The 20,937-nt window shown below is 45.0% G+C and carries 16 protein-coding genes; all 16 read right to left on the bottom strand.

Going from position 1 to position 20,937, the window contains the following annotated elements:
* Positions 1 to 274: 274 nt before the first annotated feature.
* The 16 genes from AC58QO_RS22685 to AC58QO_RS22610 all read right to left on the bottom strand — a co-directional run bounded on the left by AC58QO_RS22685 (position 275) and on the right by AC58QO_RS22610 (position 20,868).
* A complete protein-coding gene (locus AC58QO_RS22685) occupies positions 275 to 1,813 on the bottom strand; it encodes an AbfB domain-containing protein (protein WP_497269490.1) in 1,539 nt (512 codons plus the stop codon).
* Positions 1,814 to 2,144: 331 nt separating this feature from the next.
* Positions 2,145 to 2,936, bottom strand: coding sequence for a Nif3-like dinuclear metal center hexameric protein (locus AC58QO_RS22680; protein ID WP_497269488.1), 792 nt, complete (start codon positions 2,934 to 2,936; stop codon positions 2,145 to 2,147).
* Between the two features lie 42 nt (positions 2,937 to 2,978).
* Positions 2,979 to 3,485, bottom strand: a complete 507-nt coding sequence (locus tag AC58QO_RS22675; protein ID WP_497269486.1) for a DUF402 domain-containing protein — start codon at positions 3,483 to 3,485, stop codon at positions 2,979 to 2,981.
* 12 nt (positions 3,486 to 3,497) lie between these two features.
* Positions 3,498 to 4,025, bottom strand: a complete 528-nt coding sequence (locus tag AC58QO_RS22670; RefSeq protein ID WP_497269484.1) for a hypothetical protein — start codon at positions 4,023 to 4,025, stop codon at positions 3,498 to 3,500.
* Positions 4,022 to 4,516 carry a DinB family protein gene (locus AC58QO_RS22665; RefSeq protein ID WP_497269482.1) on the bottom strand — a complete coding sequence of 165 codons (495 nt, stop codon included), beginning with the start codon at positions 4,514 to 4,516 and terminating at the stop codon, positions 4,022 to 4,024. Before AC58QO_RS22665 ends, AC58QO_RS22670 begins: the two co-directional genes overlap by 4 nt.
* Before the next feature lie 123 nt (positions 4,517 to 4,639).
* The gene (locus tag AC58QO_RS22660) at positions 4,640 to 6,466 is read right to left on the bottom strand and encodes a sensor domain-containing diguanylate cyclase (protein WP_497269480.1); all 1,827 of its coding nucleotides are present in this window, start codon (positions 6,464 to 6,466) and stop codon (positions 4,640 to 4,642) included.
* Between the two features lie 32 nt (positions 6,467 to 6,498).
* The gene (locus AC58QO_RS22655) at positions 6,499 to 7,839 is read right to left on the bottom strand and encodes an ABC transporter substrate-binding protein (protein ID WP_497269478.1); all 1,341 of its coding nucleotides are present in this window, start codon (positions 7,837 to 7,839) and stop codon (positions 6,499 to 6,501) included.
* A 24-nt stretch (positions 7,840 to 7,863) separates the two neighbouring features.
* On the bottom strand, positions 7,864 to 10,230 hold the full coding sequence (locus AC58QO_RS22650; RefSeq protein ID WP_497269476.1) for a bifunctional diguanylate cyclase/phosphodiesterase: 2,367 nt from the start codon (positions 10,228 to 10,230) through the stop codon (positions 7,864 to 7,866).
* Between the two features lie 225 nt (positions 10,231 to 10,455).
* Positions 10,456 to 10,734, bottom strand: coding sequence for a YjcN family protein (locus AC58QO_RS22645; RefSeq protein WP_497269474.1), 279 nt, complete (start codon positions 10,732 to 10,734; stop codon positions 10,456 to 10,458).
* 173 nt (positions 10,735 to 10,907) lie between these two features.
* On the bottom strand, positions 10,908 to 11,837 hold the full coding sequence (gene rbsK / locus AC58QO_RS22640; RefSeq protein WP_497269472.1) for a ribokinase: 930 nt from the start codon (positions 11,835 to 11,837) through the stop codon (positions 10,908 to 10,910).
* A 10-nt stretch (positions 11,838 to 11,847) separates the two neighbouring features.
* The gene (locus AC58QO_RS22635) at positions 11,848 to 13,992 is read right to left on the bottom strand and encodes an acetate--CoA ligase family protein (protein WP_497269470.1); all 2,145 of its coding nucleotides are present in this window, start codon (positions 13,990 to 13,992) and stop codon (positions 11,848 to 11,850) included.
* Between the two features lie 7 nt (positions 13,993 to 13,999).
* On the bottom strand, positions 14,000 to 14,908 hold the full coding sequence (locus AC58QO_RS22630; RefSeq protein WP_497269468.1) for an HpcH/HpaI aldolase/citrate lyase family protein: 909 nt from the start codon (positions 14,906 to 14,908) through the stop codon (positions 14,000 to 14,002).
* A gap of 4 nt (positions 14,909 to 14,912) precedes the next feature.
* Positions 14,913 to 15,932, bottom strand: a complete 1,020-nt coding sequence (locus AC58QO_RS22625; protein ID WP_497269466.1) for a LacI family DNA-binding transcriptional regulator — start codon at positions 15,930 to 15,932, stop codon at positions 14,913 to 14,915.
* A gap of 115 nt (positions 15,933 to 16,047) precedes the next feature.
* Positions 16,048 to 18,153, bottom strand: coding sequence for an ADP-ribosylglycohydrolase family protein (locus tag AC58QO_RS22620; RefSeq protein WP_497269464.1), 2,106 nt, complete (start codon positions 18,151 to 18,153; stop codon positions 16,048 to 16,050).
* Positions 18,154 to 18,170: 17 nt separating this feature from the next.
* Positions 18,171 to 19,328, bottom strand: a complete 1,158-nt coding sequence (locus tag AC58QO_RS22615; RefSeq protein WP_497269462.1) for an ADP-ribosylglycohydrolase family protein — start codon at positions 19,326 to 19,328, stop codon at positions 18,171 to 18,173.
* Positions 19,329 to 19,389: 61 nt separating this feature from the next.
* Positions 19,390 to 20,868 carry an extracellular solute-binding protein gene (locus AC58QO_RS22610; protein ID WP_497269460.1) on the bottom strand — a complete coding sequence of 493 codons (1,479 nt, stop codon included), beginning with the start codon at positions 20,866 to 20,868 and terminating at the stop codon, positions 19,390 to 19,392.
* Positions 20,869 to 20,937: the final 69 nt, after the last annotated feature.

The raw sequence follows: 20,937 nt of genomic DNA, 5'->3' as shown, positions 1-20,937 counted from the left end.
CCTGCTGCAGGTCAGGTTCAAACTCTGGTTGGGATGGAAAAGGAGCTAAGCATATTTTTGCGCTAGCTCCTTTGTTTTTTGTACATTGGACTAAATAGGTACCAAAAGGATGAGCGTTGCAGAATCCCCCCATGTCTAATCAATGCTAAGCCTCTATCATAGAGACGATTCAGCTAGAAAAAAGTTGTATTTCGTTACACTTGCCTTCTCCCCCAAAATAAAACTCGCGCTACTCCTCCCTTCGAAGGTGTAGCGCGAGCTCTTCTTTTACTAATTAATGCTGAATCCAGGTAGCATCATTTTTTTCTTGCGTTGTACTTATTGGATCGACTCTAAGAATATTGCTTAATTGACGAATATAACGTGTCGGGAAATTGTACGATTTGAAGGATACTTTCGTTGCGTCGCCTAATCCAGCCACTTTCGTGAAGGTGGCATCTCCCTTAAACGTAGCAGTACCGTCGTTTCTGCCCACTTGGAGAACGTAGTTGTAATGTCTTAAGTAGTACCCTGGGAAGTTGAGGGATTCGAAAGAAACAGAATTGGGATCCGCAAGACCGGGTACCATTCTGAATTTGGAGTCATCGATCGGGCTAATCGGTCCTGGATCAATTCTTCCTGCAAAATTATAATGCCTCATATATGCACCAGGCACGCTAAACGATTCCCATTGGCGCAACAGCGCTGCGTCTCCCAAATCTACACTGCCATACGTAACTGAATTATGGTTCGAGGTTCCGAGTGGGCCTCCATTCAGAATTAGCACGCTATGATTATCCGCAAGAGGAACTAATGCAGGGCTGTAACCACTTGCCACAGGCGTACTTACTCTCGTCCATTTGTTCGCTGCGCCATTCTGGGAATTCAAAAATAATTCTGAGCTTGAATAAGCGCGTACAGCAATCGTACCATTAGGCCCTGTTCCCGGGATCCATGTCACGTATGGACCACTTGTTGGTTTGACACCGTCTTGAGTGACGAGTTGTGTTCCAGGATCAGTTGCTGGCCCAAAGTTTTCTGGATTCGTAGAAATCTTATAATAAACTGAAAAATTAGGATTTGCACCGCCGTATTCGTACGTCATGATGTAGCTGCCATTGCCCAATTTAGCAACAGTTGTCATGCCTGGTCGTTTGGTCGAATCTGCAAGGGAAATATCTTCAACAGGAGCACTCCAGTTAACGCCATCTGTTGATGTGATGTGCACTAGCTTCTGATTGTGAAGAGGATCTCTTTCATCTGAATAATAGTAAATAAGCTTGTTGTTAGCTACAAGAAGGAATGGCTCCCATACTGGATCGAAAGCACCGGATGGATCTGCCTTGCCGCCAGTTGCTTGGGTACTAACGAAAGTCCATGTAACGCCGTGATCCGTACTTTTATAAAGATCCAGCTTCGTTACGGACAAGTTGGAGGGAATAGAGTTACCCGCGATGAGAAGGGTTCCTGCCGGCATGTTGCCAATAGCTTGCGGCAGTTCGTACAAGAACGGCTGATAGCGTAATCCCCATCCGTTTACTTGGTCCGTAACCTCGGATAGGTGTGACCAAGTCACTCCACCATCTAAGCTTTGGTAGATAGGGAATGAAGGGATACCATTGACGTAATGTTCAAATGTCGCCAGCATCCGGCCATTGTATGTACCGCTATTTTTAAGGGTAAGCGCTCTAGGATAAAGTGTTCCTGGACCAGGATCCGTATTAGGCGATGTATACATCGTAGAGGGACCGAAAGCACTGGCAGTTGACATCAACATGAAGAAAATAACGATAGCAAATACAGCGACACTTGAGATTTTAAACCTTTTTGTCATTAAGATAACTCCTCTGCTTGTTTTTTAGGGATGAGGCTCATTACTTCAACCGTTTCCTGTCAATGACGACAAAACTTATTCACTTCTACTCCTTTCACTTTTTTTGAAAGCGCTTTATATTTACAAGCTAATTGTAAAACATTTCAAATTCAAATTATATATTCAATTGATTATAAAATATATTAAATCTAAAAATTAGATTGAATTGGATATTAAATAGCACAAATCGCATTGCAATTAGTACTCTTACAAAGAAAAAGAAGCCGCCGCGAGGCAAGCTTCTTTACTTACTATTCCATATAGCACTCACTACAGCCCAGTGGAAAAACACCTAAAGCCGCTGTACCGCAAGCGGACACGCAATGAACGCCACGTCCACCTCAGGAAATGCATGACGCACCAGCTCCACCACGGTCAACATGCCTGCTTCTTCACTTTTCTGGTGACCAATTACGATCAGCGCTTTCGCAAGCCCCATATCTGCGGCGTCTCTCACATATTCATTGGTCTCCCATTCATTCGTCTCACCAACAATCAACAAGTCGATCTCTCGGCTCCCGAGAAATTGGATATGAGAGTGACCACCGGATGCCCCAGGCAGCAGACCGAACCGCTTCACAGCCAGATCCGGGTCCCCGGCAACAAGCATACTGTCTATGCCCAGTTTACTTTTCAAATGAGCGACAACGGTGCGCACGGTATGCAGCTCGTCGGGTGGCGGCGTCAGCAGGTTCATCTCCTCTGGATTTGCGTAAGCTTCCCAATCGAGCTGTTTCAGCATCCCCGTAAGAATGCCATCTGGCTTATATTTATGTACATAATCATGCATTCGGAAAATGGCAATGCCGGATTCCTCGATGAGCGCACGCTTCTTTTCATAGACGGGATTCCCGCTAAGCCACTCCACTTCATCCAAATGGTTGTAATACGTCGGTTCATGCGTGATGATCAAATCGACGCCTGCTTCAACAGCTTGTTTAATTGCTGCATAAGTCGTCATAAATACAACAGCTACTTTCTGAACTTCCGCATCCAACCGTCCGCTTTTCAGTGTATCAACCGTCTTGTCCAACTGGCCGACGGGCTCGATAAGGCGATCTAACACCATCTGTACCGTAATCATGATAAGAGAAACCTCCCCTAAGTTCCGTAATCATTGACTTCATTACCTAGGAATACAATCCATAAACTTGTCGAGATACCCATCAAAGGGGAATTCCTTGTTGTTAACCTTTTCCTTTAAGGCTGCTAACTCCCGCTCGGCTTGATGGATCAGATCAGCTGGATACCCGAATTTGATCGCATTCGTCGCGAATTCATCCTCATCAATCACCTGCCAGACACCATCTCTCCGCACATAATCTAGATCTAAATCTACGAAAGAAACTGTGTTCCCACTCATCACTGCTGGCTGGTTGATATTACAATAATAATGATCGAATTTACCGTCAACGACATTCGCGCTAACCGTAAACCAAGAATCAAATGAGAAAAATTCTAGGGTCCAATTCTCAATCGTAAAAACGCTTTGCTTCGTAAAGTGATGCAGCTGCCTTCCATGCTCCCCTAAAACAACGATATGCGAATCTGTCTTTTCTAATAAAGTTGTTTGCCATTCATAATGTCGTTGATTTCCATATTTTAACGCCTGAATTGTGATTTGATTGTCCATTGTTTCGTCCTTTTACGATTCGATAAGAGACTTGATTGCTCCCGTTATTTCATCAGTGAGCGGTTCATTCATCAATAGATGAAGGATATCTTTATTAGCTCCAGTTTCCTTCAAATAAGCAAGCAATACGGCTGCCTTTTCTGTCCTATTCATTAACGCATAAGCAACATACCAGACTTCAGGACTGCCGACTTGAATGCCGTTCCAAGATGTGCTCGGAATTGCGGGCAGCCTGCATAGGCCTTTATTGGTATGGATCGAGAGTCCCCCGATGATTTCTACTTGCGGTGCCTCGCTATGAACGACTAGCTTATAATTGGTTCCAAAAGGATAGTCACCGCTTGCCTTTTCTTCGATATGGTCATGCTGTAATGCTCTCATCACTTGATCTTTCGGGGCATCAACCATGACATCCCAGTCACCCACCGTGTTCGTTAAACCCAAGCTCAGCATTAAACCACTTCCACCCAAAGCGTAGCTAATGCCGGATTGCTCCAATTTTTCAGTTACCGCAACTAAATTTCTACGATCTGGATTCAAGACTGGCTCTCCTTTTCAAGAAAACGTTCCATTTGCTTCTTATGATGCTCATCATGCTCAATAAACTCTTGAATAATGTATAGCAGCGAGTAAGGTGTGCCGGTATTCGGGCAATTGGACACGCCATTCGCTTTCACTTGCAGCAGCAATTCTTCGGAACTCAACCTTCTCAATTGTTGAATCAGTTCCATTCTATCACGTTTGAATTCCTGTAGGAGTTGTTCTTTCGATACACCCGAATTCGCATATTGATACGCCTGGCTATTGTAGGAATCGAAATTAGGGAACACCATATCTTCACCTTTGCAAATAGCAGGAATAACCAAATGAATGAGATGAAGATCCCAATGTCGAAGATGTGCGATAATCTCAGCTATAGATGCCTTTCCTTCTTGAATTGGAAGATGCCAAGTCGTTTCACTTAATTTATTTAACGTATCCGTCCACTTACCCAATTGTTCGTAATCACTAATGATTTTATTGATATCCATAAAATTGACCCCTCCATTATACTACTAAGTATATAGACGCCAGCTTTATAAATTGGTTTCACATTGATTTTAACGAACAAACAGTCCTTCCCTGTTAGGAAGGACTGTTTGTTCATATACCACTCATGACTTCACGATCTGATTTCTCCCCGCATGCTTAGCGGCATACAAGTGCTGGTCGGATTTTTTGATAAAATCATTCATACTCCCGCCCTCATACATCGCAACGCCTCCACTCATACATACGTTGATGCCCATGGAGCCAATCGAAAGCTTGCTCACCTGAACCCGACATCGCTCCGCAAGTTCATAGGCAGCCTCCAATGTGCAGTTGGGCAGAATGATCATAAATTCCTCGCCGCCGTATCGGCCCAAAATATCCGTCGATCTCACATGCGATTTCATACATTGCGCCACTGCTTTCAGCACTTGATTTCCTTCAAGATGCCCGTAGGTATCGTTAATCTTTTTGAAATGATCAATATCGATAATGATGAGTGACAATGGCTCGTTCAATACCATTGCTTGTTGAATAGTCTCTTCTAGCGATTGCATTAAATAACGATAGTTGTAAAGACCTGTATTATCATCGATCGTTGCTAAACGTTCAAGCTGTTCTGTTCTTGTATGAACGATGTTTTCCAGACTGCCATTCAACTGTTCTAATTGATGATTTTTTTGCACAATAGAAGCGTAATATTCTTGAAGCTTTGCTGACATTTCATTAAAAGCACGTCCCAAATCCCCGATGACATCCGGACGCCACTCATCCATATCAACCTCTAGTTCACCATTCTGAAGTGCAATCACTTTTTTATGCAGCTTTTTGATCGGATGGGTCATCCACATTGCTAAAGCAATACCTACGAAAATTGCCAGGAATAGCAACACAATCGCTTCGATACTAAACTTGAATAGCAGTGAATTGACCGAGCCCTTTAGTTCCTGTTCCGGAACGATAATAACTAAGTCCCAGTTTAGATTACCTTTATACGCATATCGGCTGAAATTTACATAATAATTTGCTCCAGAGATGCTGTATTTACCTGACTTCACTTGTTCCCTTCCAAGCTCTTTCGTTTGTTGACTATAAATCGCAAAGCTCTCTTGAATGAAGGGATTGGCAGCCTCGTTCGCTCGTACACGCTTGGACATCTCCATGGGATCAGTTACAAACAACGCATCTGAGGAAGAAGTCGCAATTAATTCGCCAGATTGTTCTACAAGATAGGCCGTACAGTGATTGCAAATGTTCAAATGATGCATATAGCTGGATAACTTATCCAACAGAATATCTGCGCCAAAGACTCCTACCACGTTGCCTTCCTTCGAAATCAGCGGCTTAGAAGTTGTGATTTCTAACACCGGCTCAAGCACGCTCATATAGGCTGTCGACCAATAGGTGCTTTTACTCGACTTGGCTTCTTGATACCAGCTCCGCTGGCGGACATCGAAGTTCAAGACTGTGTTGAGATGATCGATAAAATTGCCATTTTCATCGACTTTCTCGTAGTGAAGCGGGCCTAATCGCATACCTTTCGTGTAGGAATGGCTTAAATCATTACGGATTCTTCCACCTCCAGCTGTGCCTCCCATTTCGTTGGCATAATAAGCATAATCCACAAATGTACTATGCTGCACTTCTTCTAGAAATGTGCTTGCTAAGAGGTGTTCGTCCTCTGTTTTGAGCAAATCGAGTGCAGCCAAAGAAACATTCATGTCATTCACGTATTCAACAGGTTGCAAATAATTGTCCAGCTGTTTAAACACGTCCGTCTTGAGCTGATTCACGATGGTCTCATTCGCGTTATCCGTCACATGCTTCGTATAGCGGTATACTTGGACATAATAGAGTGTCACCATGATGAGAATGATCGTAAGAAATGGAAATATGATTTGGTTCGTTATACTTAACCGACTACATTTTCTGTTAAAGCTCTTAAGCAGCATCGGTATCTGTCCTCCAGGTTCACTTGCAACAGCTATTTCAATTCAATCCCAGCGTTTCTTTTCTGCTCCTTCCAGAAAGCATCCATCTTGCTTAATGTCTCCGGAATGGTTGCCTTCCCCAACAACATCACTTGTGCAACTTCCATCGCTACCTTGTCCCAACTGCTGTTCCCAGGATATTGAAAAGGCGGTTTGTAGAGGAGATAAGTTTCAGGCTTGAGTGTCATGTCGAGCAAGGTTTTATAGGGACCCGTTTGAAAAAACGCATCAGATGCGGCGGAGGTATGAATCGGGATCAAGCCGTATTTTTTGGATAATTCGGTGTTTTGTTTGGCATCGGAAAGAAATGCGATCAGTTTCCATGCTTCCGTTTTATGCTTGGAATGTGAAGCGATTCCCCAGCCAGCTCCGCCAACACTCACTAGAGCACTGCCTCTTGGCCCTGTTGGTAATGGCGCTGTCGTCCATGTGCCCGGCAGCATTTTGTCTTGTATCGTTTGAATCACATCCGGATCCTGCAGCAATATCCCTGTCATTCCCGAGGTAAAGGCTTCAACTTGCTCTTGGAATCCCCAGTAAATAGAGTCCGGCGGCGATACATCCTTATACAGCTTCAGATATAATTCCATCGCTTTCACCGCTTCAGGAGAGGAGTAGATCGTCGACCCATTATTCAAAAATGGACCGTCATCCAAATTAACGTAATCACCATTATAAGCGAGTATTAACGTATCCAAGTTTGAAGTGGAACCTTTTGCGCCACGAAAAGAAAAGCCATAACGATTCTTGGCTGGGTCTGTCAATTTTTTACCAGTTTCATAAATCTCTTCCCAAGTTGATGGCGGCTTAAGGCCTGCCTCTTCAAACCAATCTTTTCTGTAAAACATTTGACGTTGGTACAAGCCATTCGCGATAAAGTAAGACTTACCGCCTACGACAGAAATCGATCTGGCAGCCTTTGACAGGGTGCTGATTTGATCCCATGAAGTCATGTAATCGTTTAATGAATCAACATAACCTTTGCTAGCCAGATCCGCGACATTAATATCTCTGACTTCCAAGACATCCAGTTCTTGCTTGACATTCAGCATCGTTTTGATCGTAATATCAGCCTGTGTAAAAGGAGGAGATATGAGCTCCACCTGAATATTGGGATTTAGGCTCTCAAACTGCGCAATCAAGCCTTTTAAGATAACCGTCCGATTCGGATTCGTTAAGCTCTCGATCATACGCAGCGTCACTTTGCTATCATTGGTTGGCGTGGATGGTGTCGGTTTGCTTTCCTTGCTGGAACACCCCATAACGCCTATTACAAGCACTAAAACAAATATGACCCATAAGTTCTTCCTTTCTCGTTGACTAGTCACCATCATGGATTCCCCCCTGCGCTCAAATGGTTAACCATTCTGTAAATGTTTCGTAGCTGTGTCATACACCCTTCTCTCTGCCAGCAATTCTGCGCATTCTCTTGTTGGAATCGGACGGCTGTATATATAGCCCTGAATATCATCACAATTGCATGCTTGTAATAATGCGACTTGCTCTCTTGTCTCTACGCCCTCGGCTGTTACTCGCAAATTCAGACTATGCGCCATGATGATGATAGCTCCAACAATAGCACGCTCTTTCTCGTTGACTTCAATGTCATCTAAAAACGATTTATCAATCTTCAATCGTTGTATGGGGAAGTTTTTCAAATAATTTAAGGAAGAATAGCCTGTGCCAAAATCATCGATTGAAATTTTCACACCTAGTGCATGCAAGCCTTGTAAGGTTAAAATAACCTTCTCTACCTCTTCCATCGCGATCGATTCTGTAATTTCCAACTCTAAATACTGCGGTTCCAGTCCCGTTTCCTGCAAAATCTGAGCGACGGTATGGATAATCTCCGAGTCTTGGAATTGGTGAATCGATAAGTTGACGGCCACATGCACCTTAGGGAGTCCTGCATCCTGCCATGCTTTATTTTGTTTGCAAGCCGTGTGTAGAATCCATTTGCCAATAGGCACAATGAGTCTTGAGTACTCCGCAATCGGAATAAACTCGGAAGGAGGAATGAACCCATGCTTGGGATGATTCCATCTGGCTAACGTTTCAACTCCAATAATACACCCCGAATTCAGCTCGACTTGAGGCTGGTAATACAGAAACAGCTCATTGCGCTCTATCGCATGACGCAAATCTCTTTCTAGCGACAGCTTTTCATACGCATTTTTCTCCATTGTCGTGTTATAAAACTTGTGATTGTTCCTACCGCTTTCTTTCGCACTGTACATCGCGGTATCCGCGTGTTTGGTCAAGCTTTGGATGTCCATGCCATCTTGCGGGTAAATACTAACGCCAATACTGACAGAGACGTGAAGCTCTTTCTCTTCATACTGAACAGGTCTTTGAATCTGAAGTGTGATTTGTTGAATGGTTTGCAGAATCACGTCTTGGTTCCCTGAGTTCGGCATCAGCACTAGAAATTCGTCCCCGCCAAAACGAGCGATCGTACAACTCTTATCCAAAATATCTTCAAGTCGGCGGGCTGTTTCTATGAGCAGCTTGTCGCCAGCCTCGTGTCCAAATGTATCATTAATGATTTTGAATCGATCCAAATCCAAGAATAGGACGGTGAATTCCAGCTTATTTTGCTGCGCTGATTCAATTTCCTTTTCTATAACTTCCATGAACAATTTGCGATTCGCTAAATCTGTCAAATGATCATGATAAGCCATATATCGGATTTTCGTCGCATTCCGGCGTCTTTGCAGATAGTAATTAAATAAGTAGGTAAGGACGGCAATTCCCACCATACTGATAAGCATACTATTGCCAATGGTATTCGCATCCTTGAACAATTCCGAGCCTGGTATAACGGCTTGTACAATCCAGTCGCTTGCCGCTATTTTCTCCGCAACGACCAGCTGCATCTCCCCGTTTACCTTTACCGTTTTACTATCGGAAGGATGCCCAGTATGAATCGGATTCTCCAGAAATAAATTAGGAATGCGATAGAATTCACCTTCTGCTTCAGAATTCGCCCTGGTCAACAGTTGGTTGGCTGGGTTCAGAATAACCATTTCTCCATTTTGAATGTCACTTATGGAACGCTTTAACACCTCGGAACTGATCTCGATGAGAAGCACATATTTCATCCCTGAGCTCAATTTAATAAGCCTATTGATGGCAAATGAAGGCTGTCCTAAATTCGAATAACCGTACCTTTTCGTCGCTAACCATCCAATTTCACCATTAGCGATGACCGCCCTCTGAAACCATTCCTCTTTGCTGTAATCACTGGTTTCCGCATGCAGCGTATCCGTTGTGATTTCTTTCAGCTTCGTGTCGAGGGGAATCAAGTGAATATTGGTAATGTCGCTTTTACTAAAAAAACGTATGGCGAAGCTCTCCACAATTTTGTTCCGAGCAACAAACTTCTCGGTCTGAGTGGCTGTCTTACTCCCATACACACCCAGTTGATTCAACATTTCCTCATCAGTCAAAATACTGAAAGTTAAATCCTCATAATTACGAAAAATAATATTTAACGTATCTCTTGACTGCGCGACAGTCTGCTTAGTTGCTGAAGTCATCTTGTCGATCACGATCTGCTGCGAATGTGAGTATGAGAAGAAACTAAATCCTACGAATAGAATTGCAGAGCCACCAACTGCCCAAACAAACAGCTTTAGACCCACCGCCTGTACGTTTGGGTCCTTGTGAAATAATTTGAAATAGTGCCTCCATTGCTTAGCGAGCTTAGATAATATATGTATCAAAGGATAGTCAACTCCTGTCTACTCTACGAATACTGCATGTTGGAATGATGCTGAATTACAGCTATTTGATCTTCTGACTTCAGAATACACCTAAAATGTTTAGTAACTTTATAGAAAAGAATTAATAATGTATTAGCATTCTGACCTTTCCTACCTTTGGCCTCCTAGAAAAGGATTTCACTGGAACAAAAAAAAGACTACCCATGATTAGGCAGCCTTCTCTTACTATGGTCCAGTTCCATCCGCTATCACACGATAGCCTAACCCCGATTTCTTCACCCAAATAAAGGATCGTGATACTTCTCCTACATAGTACAATTTGGCTCCCCCAAACGACGTGCTGCCTTTCTCTGTCACCTCAGCACGGAAAGCTTTGATGGGATGTAGCGCGAAGAAAACATTTCTTCGTACCGATAATTCCGCTGTTGGAAGCGGTAATAGAAACACGTACACTATCAGGATTGCGCTAAGGGATATCAGCCATCTCTGCTTTTTTCTAGACATCGTATCCTCCACATCACGCATCATCGAATCCAAACTACTGCTCAAATGCCAACCACTGCTTTACATGCGTATCCATACGAATTAGACGCCATACCAACTAGTTAAGTTCGCAAAAAAACCAGCAAACGCCACGTCTGCTGGTTCGGTTCAATTCGATTCATTTTACTCGTAATCTACTTGTTTAAAATACCTTCAAACTGCTCCACTTCTTGTCGTGTCGGCAGCGAGGTTTGAGCACCGAAGCTCGATACCGTCAGCGCGCCAACTTTTGCCGCGAATGCAATCGATTGCTCCAGGGTGTAGCCTTCTCCATGCCATACCGCCAATGCCGCATTGAAGGAATCGCCGGCTGCCGTCGTGTCCACCACGTTAACACGATAGGCAGGGTAAGTTCCTGAGACCCCATTCAAGTGATAGGAAACCCCTTTTTCCCCTTGGGTAATGATCACATCGGATTTCGTCAAGCTGCGCAGCCCGTCGATTATGCCCGCATCATCTGAACCCGCAAGCTGTCCAGAAGTCAGAATGGCTGCTTCTGTCTCATTCGGCGTCACTAAGTCAACGAACGGCCAAATCTCCTCCGGCAGCACCGCAGCTGGCGCGGGGTTCAAGATCACCTTCACGCCATGCATTTGCGCCACTTGAACTGCACGCAAAACCGTCTCTTGCGGAATCTCAAGTTGGACAAGCAAAACATCTGCGCCAACAAACGCATCCTTGGCAAGGTCTACATGCGCTGGCGTCACGCTGGCATTCGCACCTGGGACAACCGTAATCCGGTTTTCCCCTTCTTGCACTTGAATGAGCGCCACACCCGTCGTTTGCTGAGGATCCACGGTGACGTAGGATGTGCCTACGCCTTCATTGGCTAATTGCTCCAGCATCTGTTTACCGAAAGCGTCGCCGCCTACACAGCCAACCATTTCAACCTGTGCACCTAACCGCGCGGCAGCAACGGCTTGGTTGGCTCCCTTGCCGCCGGGGATCATGACGAATTCCTGCCCTATCACGGTTTCACCGGCGACCGGAATGTGTTCAGACTTCACGACGAGGTCGATATTGATGCTGCCAACCACGACGATTTTTGCTGTCTTTTTCTGCATGCTGCACCCCCTAGATTTCGCTGTACACCGCTTGCTCAGTATCTGATTTCAATGTAATGACACAATCGAGCGCGTTAACCCCTTCACCTTTCGGTAATACAGCAAGCGGATTAATCTCGACACTTTCAATCGTATCCTGCTGCTCATATACCCAGTAGGAGAAAGTGACCAAGGTATCAAGTAAAGCTTCCATATCTGTTTCAGGTATGTTGCGGAAGCCTTGCAAATACTTCTCAAGCCCCTTAATTTCGCCGAGCATGCGCTTCGCTTCCTCTTTGTCGAAAGGAGCCACACGCCAAGTAACGAGTTGGAACAGCTCGGTTAGTACACCGCCAAGACCAATCAGCACAACAGGTCCGAAGATCGGATCATTCGTCGACCCTAGGATCAACTCGATTTTGTCGCCAACCATTTCCTCCAACAGCATACCATCTACATCAGCTGTGTCTGCACTTTGCTGAATGCGACGCTCAAAGAATTCCCGCACCTGCTCCGGCTGATTCAGGTTCAAAGCCACGCCGCCGCTATCGCTTTTATGGGTAATCGTTCGTGAAACAAGCTTCGCCACATAGCGTTTGCCATCAAAAGGCATGGACGTTAGGAACGACTCGATATCGCCATCCACCGCTAAGAAATAACTCTCTGGCACGGAGATACCGACGGATTGAAGCACCTGCTTGCCTTCGATCTCCGTCAGTGTCAACGAACTCGTCATTTTCGCAAATTCCTGCAATTGCGCTGCGCCGTCTATCGTCGTACGATTGGCTGCAAGTTCTTCGCTTAATTCAGCACCTTGAGAACGTTCATAAAATTCGACCAAACGTGTAAGCGTGGATGCTAGCTGCTTCGGATTAAAGAAGAGTGGAATTGGCAGCTTCTTAACGCCTTGCAATTCCGGATCTTCCAGACTTCCTGTCCACAACCAGAACAACGGCTTATTGGATGAACGATCCAGCGCGCCTAGGCGTTCTGTTAGCGGTGATTTCCCGTGCGTTGCGTATACAATTCCGTTCAATTCCGCCTCGTCTTCAAGCGCGGCATGAATCTCCAGAATTTGTTCCGTTTGCATCGTACCGGACAAATCGAGCGGATTGTTCGCCGTTCCAAATCCAGTCAGCAGCGTATCAATGCGGGTAACGGTATCTGCTTGGAGCTGGGGTACACTTAGTCCGACAGCGCCCATTTTGTCGCCAACGAATCCGCCGATACCGCCGGAATGCGATAATACAGCGAAGCGGCGCCCCGTAAGCGGCTTGCTATATTCACTGCTTTTCACAAGCGCGATGAATTCTTCGTAATCTTTCGCTGCTAGGATACCTTTTTGACGGCAGAAAGCATCGAATACTTGCTGATCGCCAGTCATCGAAGCGGTGTGGCTTGCTGCTGCTTTTTGTCCAACAGCAGATTCACCAATCTTCAGCGTAATAAGCGGTTTGCCCAGCTTAAGTGCTTTATCCGCTAGCTTAGCGAAGGCTTTCCCATCCTTGATGCCTTCAATGAATAATCCTACTGCAGTCACATCAGGATCGTCCAGCATGAAATCGGCAAACTGTGTCATCGAGACACTTGCTTCATTACCGGTCGAAACGATATAACGGTAGCCAACTCCGTAATCATTGGCACGATTCAGCAAAGGACCGAACGCCGTAGCACCGCTATGTGAAATAAGACCGACAGATCCGCCGACACGCTTGCTTTCACCAATGGAGGAAGCAGAGCTCGCCCACAAGTCCACCTTGCTGGAGCTAATCCCCAAGCAGTTCGGCCCACAGATTGGAATACCTGTCCGTTCTGACCATGCAGTTAACATATGCTCGCGCTGTTCGCCTGCCTCTGTCCCTGCCTCTCGAAACCCGGCGCTGATAATTAAGACAGAACCGACTTTTTTTGCCTCACATTGTGCAAGCAGGGACTCGACAAGCTCAGCCTTTACAATAATGACAGCCAAATCGATCTCTGCCTGAATATCATCAAGTGAAGCGTAACAAGGTACGCCGAATATTTCTTTGCTTGTTGGATTGACGGGAAATAATTGCCCCGCGTAACCTTGCGTCAGCAAATTTTTCATTAAGCGGCCACCGTAATTCATTTTCTCACTGGCACCGACGACGGCGATGGATAACGGATTTAACATCCGCCCAAAAGCTGTATTCATTTGTCATTCACTCCTTGCCAACCAGAATTGTGTTGCGTTTCAGTAATAATTGCGCCCGCAAATAAACGGGAGGATCAACCATTTTACCCATATAGGAACAGGACGATCTGCCCTGCTGCTGTGCTTCTTCATAAGCTTGGACAATGCCAATAGCTCTCTCGATCTCTTCCTGCAGCGGCGTGTACACCTCGTTGAGAATAGCTACTTGGTCTGGATGAATGCAGGAGCTGCCCATAAAGCCGAGTTGCTTACTTTTCTCCGCTAAACGTCTGAAGTTATCTAAATTCCGAAAGTCGGCAATCGAAGACACGAAACCAAGCGGCATCACTTGATGAATTCGTGCTTGTAAAACAACTTGCGCATAATACGGAAATAACTCCTCGCCTGTCGATGAGGCTTCAATCCCCAAATCGAGACAGAAATCTTCATTCCCGAGCGTTACCGTACTAATGCGATCACTCGCCGCAAGCAGTTCGCCTAAGCGAGACAATCCTAGTGCGGATTCAATCAGAATCGAGATTTCTGTATGTCCTGCAGACAAGCCGCGCTCCCGTTCCAAATCCGTCAATTTCGCCTCAACGTTACGAATGATATCGACATCTTCCACTTTAGGAATGGTTACACTGTGCAGCCGCGGAGCGACACAACAAGTTAAATCCTTCTCACACATCTCCCATGCATTATTCAATCGCACATTGATTTGTGTAGAAGTTAAAGGCATCGTGTTCAATGCTTCACGCACCATCTGACGGCCGATGTCCTTCTGCTCGATAGGAACACTATCTTCCAAATCAAGCTGTACCGTATCTGCGCCGCGCGTTACTGCTTTCTGAATAAACCGTTCCACATTGCCAGGGACAATGAGTGTAGAACGTCTTACTTTTTCCACACGGTTCCGAACAAACTTTGTTTCCATAGGCTTAACTGCTCCTTCTGACCACTAGCTCTGGCGTCTCGATCGTTTCATGTTTGTGACGCAGAATCGGATGCTCAATCATCGACAATACCAGCTCCGCTGCTTTCATTCCGATTTCCTTCTTAGGCACTCGGACTGTTGTCAGCTTAGGGGTACATAACTTAGCCATACGAATATCATCGTAGCCGACAATCGCAACATCCTCTGGAACCCGAATGCCGCTATTTTGCAGCCTTTCCATGATATTAATCGCGGTATAGTCCGTTGATACGAATATGGCCGTTACTTGATGCGCCCGAACCCAGTCACTGATCGGATTGTCAGCGGAGAACATATCCGAGCTGACCGAAAGCTGCGGATCCACTGCCAGGCCGGCTTCTTTGTGTGCTAACTCATACCCTGTTTTCTTATTGATGGAGTCATTCGTATGCTTCACATAGCGATTCGTATAAAAAGCGATCCGTTTATGACCTTTTTCAAGCAAATGCTCTGTAGCTAACCTTCCCCCAAGCACATCGTCACAGAGGACACGGTTATAATCGGTATTACCATCTATGGGATAACGCGTATAAAATACAAAAGGAACCTTCTCTTGCTGAAGCTTCTGATACATGCGCTCTTTACTGTCAACATTGGGAGAAGGATGAATGATCAGCCCCGCACTATTCAGCTGCAAAAATTCTTCAATAATGCTGTCCTCCGCTTCACCTTCATTGTTCGTGAGACCCACTAAGATTTTGTAGCCGCGCTCTTTGGCATAATTTTCGATGCCCAAAAACACCTCATGACTAAAGTCATCATGAAAGGACGGAATCACCATGCCGATCAGTTTCATATGCTGACGAGCCAAGCCTTGAGCAATAACATTAGGGCGATAATCAAGCTCATCGGCAAGCCGTTTCACTTTTTCCCGCAGCTCCTGACTGACTCTTCCTGTATTATTCAGCACCATCGAAACCGTCGCTTTGGTTACACCCGCAAGCTCGGCAATTTCTTTTAATGTAGGTTTTTTCTCTCGAACCATGTTCTCATCCCATCCCCAATTCGCCATCGAGTTTCTAACGCATCAATTGGCTGACAGCATAAGGGAAACCGCTGAAATGGCCTCTATCAGCTACCATCCCAGCGGTGTCATCTTACTAAATCTCGGTTAATCTTATGTTGCTATAAGATGTCCTTGCCGCAGCAATTGTACTAACACCAAACATACCATATTCAAAGGTGTTATCGGTATGCTTTATCACTTCTTCTTCATTAATATATAGAGTAATTGTACTTCCTTGTACAGTCACTGTGAAAACATAATCTTGCTCATGCTGCCAAGGGTAAGATACACTTGCTAGCTTCTTGAACCCAAAATCATTAATATAGAAGGAAACTTCGTTCTCTCCGTCAAAGCCAACATGATAACCGCGCATTGCACCTTGTGCTCGAACAGCTGCCAAATGGGATAAACCTACATGAGGCTTTACATTGACGGTATAGCTATAATCCTTGGCGAAGTACGCACCTGTGTAAGCTTCTGCTGTTTCCGCCGTCATGAGGTACATTGCACCATTTTCAATGCTCCATGCGCCTAAGTTATGAGCAAACGGTGTGATACAGCCGAAATTGATCGCTTGCTTAGCAAAGTCAATCGTATAATCCGCTTTACCATAAATTCTGAACTGGTCAATGAAAATACGTCCTAGACTTTTTGGTTTACGTGTCGAGTAAGCTTCCAATACGATCCCAACTTCGTCAATCAATTCACCTTCGGAGTCTGGAATTTGGAATTCAAGATGAAGCCAATCATTGTTCACCAGCTTCACATAACCCTGTACTAACTCTTTCTTACTGTTAGCCAATCGTACGTAAGGAGCAACACCCATCAATTCATTCCCGCCCCATTGGTCGAGATAAATTTTCATGGATACCGTTTGACCTGAGAAAGCTTTCGGTGAGAATACAGGGGAATATCTTTCATCACTAAATTCATCACGTGTGTAGAAAGGCTTGTAGAAAATTTTGGACAGCTCGCCACGCGTCATACGGTCAAATATGACTTCAAGTGAACCCTTACCTTTAAATGCTTTCTCCGAAGAATGCTTCGTTATACAGAAGAACGGATCCGATACACGGAAGTTATGCGTGGAACCTGGCAGATCGAAATCAAAATAGATTTCATCTTCAACGAAGCTATCCGTAAGCTCCTGCGGACAAGCCTCACCAGCTAGTCTATAACCAAGAATCGCAAGCTCTTTCGCGTACGTAGGAATATCCAAGATATTTAAGTAACCGGAAATACCTGACATCACGATGGAATCGTTGATTGGCTTACGATATTTATCAGCAATACCCGAAATTCCACAAGCAACCCCTAGAACCGTACCTACGTTACCTGCGTTACAATCCGTATCCCAGCCACACATCGTTGCGATTTCAACCGTACGATTGAAGTCACCTTGACCATAAATCATCGACAAAATACATACGCCGGCATTCGGAATCATGTGACAAACGCCTCTGTATTTATCGTAACCCCAATCCCGCTCAAGCATATCGCGGCAAGCTCTGAAATCATCAGGCTGCTCAGCGTGGAATTTCAATACAGCTCTTGCGACTTTGTTATACGTGGACTCTGCAGGAATTTGAGCAAGACCTGCTTCGATGATCTCATTAATGTTACTCGTTTCAAAAGCGGCAGAAATCGCCGCGCAGAAAAATCTAGCGCCGTATACGCCTTCGCCATCATGGGATACCCGTGCAGCAGCTTCGCCGAAATCAGCCGCTTTCTTCGGATTGCCTGGGTTTACCAAGCCCCATGTATCGATAAAGATTTGACCGCCAATTTGCTCAGCCATAATTAGACCGTTTTGTTCGATGGAACCTGATTGAGGAGCCGGAACGCCTTTTTTCAAATTGATGTAAGCCGTATGCTCCGTACTGATCCCATAACCGCCCCACCAGAACATACCAATGCCTTCACGCGTGTAGTTCAGCCAAGCACGAGCAACATCATTCGGTGTAATATCGCGATCTTTGGCATCATCATAGAGTGCTCTTAAGAAATAGAAAGGACCATTTGCATCATCGTCTGCAGCGAAATTTTTGTAATCTTTAACATAGTCGGTGATTTCACCGTAGGTATCTCTAATTCTTTCGTACGTCCAAATCGTTGGCTCAACAGGCGCCCCGATCCTGATCCCGATATTCATGCCTAAGTAACCAGCATACAATTTCTCCAAATAATTTGATGGTATCACACCAAACACCCCTTTATTTATTTAAAACGAAGCTGATCTTGTCTTCGCATATTCATTGTTAAATCTTCTGTAATAATCGCTGTTGCAGCATCGACAAAACGATCACAATTGTGCGCGATGTCTTGCTTATTCGCTGATTCCAACACAGCAATCTCCGACGCTGGAATCGCGGCTACACCTTGCATCCCGCCGAGAATGGCACCGATCATGACACCGATCGAATCGGTATCGCGGCCAGAGCTGACGCCATCTTTCACAGCTTCCAGCATATTCCCATCATGTAAAACGATATAAGCTAATGCTAGCGGAAGTTCTTCAATTGCAAACAAACGACTAGGCGTATAATGATTAGAAGGAATGCCTACTTTATCAATGCTTCGCGTCACATCGTCTCCCATAGGAGAATAACGAGCAATAACTGCATGAAAACGAGCGACGACTTTATCGCGATCTTCTTTCTCTTGTTTCAGTTCAGCCGCAGCTTCGCAGATGTCTTGAATCGCTTTTTTGGTGCCGTCTTTGGCATAGCGCAAAGCCGTATCCACGATATCTTGCACCGTTGTGCCCGGTACGAACGCTTGGGCCACACAGGCAGCCATTACGCCGGCCGCTTCTAAGCCATAGCTGACTTGATGTCCAGAAGCAAACAAAATGGCTTCATCGTAAGCTGCTTTCGGATTACATGCGTTAACAATTCCGATTGGGGCAATGTACATTGCCGCGCCGCAGTTAACCATGTTGCCGTATCCGCCTTCGCGCGGCTCGCAATTCGCTAAGACATGGCGATTGAAAATGTGCTTCTCTGGATAGAAGAGCCTATCCATAATTAACGCTTCTTTTCCAAACTCCGGAATATATCTAGGTCGGAAGGCAATTTCCTTCACGAACTCATTGGCAAGATCATAAGCGTCCAGATGACGCTGTTCCGTGCAATACACGTTCATCAGAGCAAGCGTCATTAATGTATCGTCAGTCACGATACCTTCGCCTCTCATTCGGCCAAGCCTTGCAGCTTCCGGCCAATCCGCTTTCCACCACTTCGTCATCGTGGTATCCACTCGGCCGTACCTGCTTTTAATCTCACCATACGTTAACTTCTCTACAACAGCGCCCATAGCATCGCCATAAGCTGTACCGAAGACTACACCTTTAACTCTCTCAGCAAAAGTAATCATTTCTCTCCACTCCCTCTACAGGGAGTGTGAGGCATCCCTGCCCCACACTTTGCAGTTCTATTTATTTAATTGTTTTGTTCGCGTATTCTGTAACATCTTTACCGCCAGCTGCATTCCATTGCTCAACAAACTTATCGAAATCTGCTACTGTTTTCTTACCTGTTACGACATCAGCCGCAAATCCTTTGTAAACAGCAAGCGCTGCATCCCATTTTGCTGCCAAATCAGCAGGCATAATAAACGCATTATCTTTGGTGGACATGGAAGTGAACATTTCCAAAGATTTCACTGCCGGTGCAGATAGGTAAGGCGTTGCTGGGTCAAACGCTTTGTCCGGTTTGAAGTTGCTTGTGGACTCTACGAAATGCGGGAACCAGGAAGCGAATTTATCTGTTAGTTTAATTTTGTTATCAACGATTGTGTATTCTTGGCCTTCAATACCAAGCTTGTCCAGCATTTGTCCTTTTGGACTAGCCATATACTCAAGTACAGAGAAAGCTGCGTCTTTATTCTTGGAACCAGCAGAAATCGCAAATCCGCGGCTTTCTTTACTGATATCAACCGGCGTATAGCCTTGTGCTTTTCCTTTTGCAGGTGGCAGCGGAGTTAGCTTGGCATTAGCGCCATTTTGTCCTGTCATTTTCGTGTTATAAATGTCAATAACTTTACCTTGTGTACCAGCGACTACCGCTGCTTGGCCGTCATAGAAAGCTTTTTCTTTCGTATCGAACTTTTTCGTCAAATATTCCGGATCGAGCAAACCATCTTTGTACAACTTCGCATAAAAGGCCAACTTTTCTTTCTCAGCTGCGCTTGTTCTGCTGTATACATACTTGCCGTCCGCGCCTTTCAACCATGTGGATGTTAGTCCAAAAGATTGTGCAAACATCACATCAAGCTCATCTAAGTTGCCTGCTGTTGTATAAGCGTATTTCGCGCCGTTTTTATCTTTCAATTCTTTAAAGAACGTGTAGTAATTATCTGGTGTTGGATTAGCTAACACTTCTTTACCAGATGCTGTTTTATCCAACCAATCCGTGCGGACAACTGGAACGGCACTGTTAATTGGGGATAGCCACAACAGGTAAGGGTAATTTTTCATTCTTTCTTTGTTGTAATCGCTCATAGAAGCTTTCACATTCGTGGACTTTTCAATGTAAGGCGTCAAATCTGTTAAGATTTTTTGTGTAACTGCGAATTGATAGTCTCCACCTTGGAAGTACATCAAGTCAGGAATATTTCCGCCTTGCAGTAATAGGCCTAGTTTCTCGGAATATGTTCCGCTTTGTACCGGTACGATTTGCAGCTTAATGTTTTTGCCTTCTGCTTTCATACCTTCTTCAATGCCTTTTACCAACTTTTGAACGTTAGGATCGTCTGCCGCGAAATCTTTCGCTACAATGTTTAGTGTTACTGGACCTTGTGACGCTGCATTTGTTGCTGCTGGCGACGTTGTTTCAGTTGTTTTGTTCCCCCCGGAACTGCACGCTGTGGTTAGCATCATTAATGCTGCAACCGACGTAAGTAGCACTTTTTTCATTGTTTGTTCCTCCTAAAAGTTTTTCGCCAGAATACTGGCAGCTTAAGCACAAGCTTAAGTGGTAAAGCA

This window comes from Paenibacillus sp. J31R30 (assembly GCF_059692115.1).
This window is presented reverse-complemented; position numbering and strand designations above follow the sequence as displayed.